The organism is Deltaproteobacteria bacterium (assembly GCA_016183175.1).
Taxonomy (GTDB): Bacteria; UBA10199; UBA10199; order UBA10199; family SBBF01; genus JACPFC01.
The window spans coordinates 1-4029 of sequence record JACPFC010000036.1 but is presented as its reverse complement, the minus strand read 5'-3'; the positions used below and the strand labels follow the sequence as shown (position 1 = coordinate 4029).

At 52.6% G+C, this 4029-nt stretch carries 6 protein-coding genes; all 6 read right to left on the bottom strand.

The annotated features are described in order from the left end of the window. On the bottom strand, positions 1–872 hold an 872-nt coding region (locus HYU99_04390; protein ID MBI2339597.1), incomplete at its 3' end, for an acetyl-CoA C-acyltransferase. A gap of 4 nt (positions 873–876) precedes the next feature. Then, the gene (locus HYU99_04385) at positions 877–2046 is read right to left on the bottom strand and encodes a thioredoxin domain-containing protein (GenBank protein MBI2339596.1); all 1170 of its coding nucleotides are present in this window, start codon (positions 2044–2046) and stop codon (positions 877–879) included. A gap of 122 nt (positions 2047–2168) precedes the next feature. Further along, positions 2169–2390 (bottom strand): hypothetical protein, encoded by a 222-nt coding sequence (locus HYU99_04380; protein MBI2339595.1) that lies wholly within the window; start codon positions 2388–2390, stop codon positions 2169–2171. A gap of 99 nt (positions 2391–2489) precedes the next feature. Next, a complete protein-coding gene (gene bcp / locus HYU99_04375; GenBank protein MBI2339594.1) occupies positions 2490–2945 on the bottom strand; it encodes a thioredoxin-dependent thiol peroxidase in 456 nt (151 codons plus the stop codon). Beyond that, positions 2942–3529, bottom strand: a complete 588-nt coding sequence (locus HYU99_04370; protein ID MBI2339593.1) for a putative DNA-binding domain-containing protein — start codon at positions 3527–3529, stop codon at positions 2942–2944. The genes bcp and HYU99_04370 overlap by 4 nt, the downstream gene beginning before the upstream one ends. Positions 3530–3675: 146 nt before the next feature. Continuing rightward, positions 3676–4029 (bottom strand): DUF692 family protein (locus HYU99_04365; GenBank protein MBI2339592.1); only part of this gene is annotated, 354 nt, incomplete at its 5' end.

The following is a 4029-nucleotide window of genomic DNA, read 5'->3' as shown; positions in this document are numbered from 1 at the left end:
TTTTTGAGCGCCTTTTTGGTGGCCGGGATCGGCCCCAAAAGCATGATGACCGGCTCCGAGCCGCTATTGGCCATAGCGACCACTTTTGCGCGGGGTTTGAGACCCAGTTCGCGACATCTCTCTTTCGAGGCAAACAAGACGCCCGCAGAGCCGTCCACAATCCCGCTGGAGTTGCCGGCATGAATCACGCCGTCGGCCTTGAATACGGTTTTAAGCCCCGCCAGAGTCTCCACGGTTGTTGTCGGGCGCATGTGCTCGTCTTTTTCGAACATAAATTCTTTCCCGTCGGGCATTTTTGCCTTTACCGGGATGATACTTTTCTTAAAACGTCCTTCACTCCACGCTTGGCCGGCGAATTGCTGGGAGCGAACCGCAAATTCGTCGAGCTGACGGCGCGATAATTTGTATTTTTCCGAAATCATCTCGGCGGAAATCCCCTGGGGAACCAGATTGGGATAATTCTTCGAGAGAAGGGATTCCCCCTGAAAAAAATCAATTTCCATCGGGACACGAGTCATATGTTCCACGCCGCCGCCGATGACCAGATCCTCCTGTCCCGCCATAATCGATGCGGTGGCAAAATTGCAGGCGGTCAAGCCGGAGGCGCAGAAACGGTTGAGGGTCACGCCGGCGACCGATTCGGAAATTTTGGCCGCCAAGACCGCACTGCGGGCGATGTCGTTGTCCTGTTCCTTTCTCTGCGAGACACAGCCGTAGATAACATCATCGATCTGGTCGGGATTCAGGCGGTTGCGGGAAACCAGCGCCGTTAAAGGGTATGTGGCGAGATCGATGGCATGGACGAGCGAGAGGCTACCGTTTCTTTTGCCGCGCGGTGTTCGAACCGCGTCGATGATATAGGCATCCGGCATGATATTATTTTTCCTTTCTTTTCAGTTCCTCGGCGATCACCTTCCGCAAAATTTCGCGGTCGCGCCAGGCGCGAAGCTCGCGGCCGTTGACAAAAACGGCGGGGGTCCCGTGGACGTCCAGCTTGTTCCCCAGCTCGATGTCCTCCTTCACCGTTGCGTCGATCCCGGCCGAATCAATACACTGGGAAAAGGCCTCGCGGTTCATGCCGAGCGATTCGGCTTGCCCAAGGAGGGTGTCTCTTGAAATTGTTTTTTGATTTTTGAAGGTCAGATCGTGATAGGCCCAAAATTTCCCCTCGCGGTCGGCGCAAAGGGAGGCCTTTGCCGCCAGACAGCTGTTCGGATGCATCGCGCGGGTCATATATTTGTTGCACGAAATATCGAGCGGATAATTGACATAATAAAACGCGACGTCGTTTCTATATTCGGCCAGATTGGGCTTGATGTTGAAGGCGGCGACCCGGCAGAAGGGGCATTGAAAATCGGAAAATTCCAGAATCGTCACCGGCGCCCCAGGCGTTCCCCACATCGGCCGCGAACCGGCCTCGACAGGAGTCGGCATCTGGGCAAAAAAGATTTTCAGGAATCGTTCGCGGTCGACAGGCTTGACATCCCCCCCCATCGCCTTTCCCACGTTAAAAAACACAAAAATGCCGAGGAAGTAGATGACGGCGACAAAGCCTAAATGTTTCATGATCGATTGAGGAAGCCTCCCCTTAAGGATATCCCGCCAGCCCATGCCGATTGCGGGAGGGAGGAGGATAAAGATCAGCAAGACGGCGATATCCATGCCGAGACAGAGAAGGCAGAGGATTTTCAGCTTAAAAAGCAAAAGATAGGCCATGTAAAAACTGAAAACAAGGGCGCCGGCCGAAAGATAAAAACAGAGTCGCAATCCATCCTTTTTCGGAGCCCCCGATCGAAAACCCAAAAGGGCATAGGAAAGAATAACCAGATAGTATAAAAAACCGAGCCCCGAAACGGGAAGTCCGAAAAGGGAGGAGTAAGAACTGGCATTGACGGTATCGCAGTCGATCCATTCGTTGACGGTGCAAAAGCTCTTTTCTTCAAAACCGTGATCGAGGAGCTTGTAGTGTTGAATGGTCAAAAAAAGGGCCATCATGCCGCCAAGAAGACAAAAGACAACAATCAGTTTAAGAGGGAGTTTATTCATGGGAGGCAAATATTGCACAGAAAAAGGGCGGAATGAAGCAAAAAAACCCCCATCCGCCGCAGGCGGACGGGGGCGCTCAAAACAGAACAGTGCAAACAGCCCGTATTATCGCGGGCCTGAAATTACTGGCCGGGCGCCGCAGGCTGTTCAGCCGGGGCCGGTGCCGCTTCGGGAGCGGGAGCCGCTTCAGGAGCAGGGGCCGCTTCGGGCATGGGGGCCATGGGAGCCTCGGCGGGAGCAGGAGGAGGGGCCTCCGCCGGCGCCTCGCTGGCGCCTTGCGGTTTGCACGCGGAAACAAGCGATGCGGTTAAAATGACGGCGACCAAGGAAAGCAGTTTGTTCATTTTGATTCTCCTTAAAAGGGTATAGATAATGGGAATGCCAAAAACGGGGCGTACGCTAATTATTTTTGAAAAATATTGCAAGAATTAAATCACAACCCTTCACAATACTCCCAGCACCTCATCCACATGCCCATCGACCTTCACCTGCGGGAAGATTTTTTTGATCCTTCCATTCCCGTCAATAATAAAGGTGGTCCGGACGATCCCCATGAATTCCTTCCCCATGAACTTTTTCATCTGATAAACGCCGTATTTTTGGGCCACCTCTTTGGCGTTGTCCACCAGAAGGTCGAATTCGAGGCCATGTTTCTTGATAAACTGCTGGTGCTTCTTTTCGTCATCGAAACTGACCCCCAGAACAACCGCCCCCTTTTTCCGTATGGCCGCGAGATTCGCGTTAAAATCGCACGCCTCGGTGGTGCAACCGGGGGTCAAGTCTTTGGGATAAAAATAAAGGACCACCTGCCTGCCGGCGCAGTCCTTGAGCGAAACTGTTTTTCCATTCTGATTTTTCAGTGAAAAATCAGGCGCTTTATCATTTTCTTTTAAAGTCATAGTTTAGCCTCCTTTAGTAGCCCATTTTTGAGCCATCCCGACAGTTTTTTGGCCGCCGTCGGAACGGCTTGTTCAAAACCGCAAGTCCCGGCGAGGGCCTCACAGATATCCCCAAACGGTTTGCCCTTCTGAATCATCATCAGGAGGGAATATTCTTCGTCATCCACGATTCGCGTGTAAACGGTCAGGTCAAACCGCCAAATCCGCAATTTTTCACTTTTTGGTTTTGCCTCCTTTGCTTCAGAGACAGGCCTGTTGTGGAGGGTCCCCACCGGCCAGCCCGACTCCATGAGATGAAAGGAGTCGACAAACTTGAAAGTGAGGTGCGGCCATTGATCCGGGGCAAAGGCCTTGAGATCATCCACCGACAGGGTTTTTGAATCGGGGGCGTCAAACGATTCGATGATCAGCCATTCCAGCCGGGCCAGATCGGGCAAAAAAGGATATTTACCGCTCAACGGATGCGTCCCCAAAAAGTCTGGCAGTTTTTTCCCCACATCGCGGAGGGTGTATGAAGTGGAGGGGTGTTTGATTAAATAATCGGTGATCAGATTGTGGAAACGATCTTCCCCGATGATTTTCAAGACCGCCGGAAAGTCCTCCTTCAAGCTGTCGCGGATGCGGTAACATGTCGGCGTAGATATCGAGGCGTTCGGCAGGTGACAGGGGGGCGCTCGGGCGGATCGGCAGATGAGTGTCCGGATGCTCCTCGAGCGCCTTTTGAACCCCTTCAGGCGCCGTGATGAAGTTCCAGAGGAGTTCCTCTGTTTTTTGCAAATTTTGGGTCTGTTTGTTCATAAACATTCGAAAAAATCTGTTTTGCCTTTTCCACCTCAGCCATCAATTCCTCAAACGGCGGAATATGATCGTCCCGTTCAAGCAGGGTCGAAACCGGTCCGAAAAGCCTCAATGCCTCGGCGTAAAGGTCCCATACTTCGGGTGCTACCGGATGGTCATGCGTGTCAAGCAGGTGAGTTTTTTTTCTGCTATGGCCGGCCAGGTGAAACTGGACGGCCCGGTCCTTGGGAATGGCGCGAAGATAAGTCATCGGATCGAAGCCGTGATTTTTGGCGCTGACATAGAT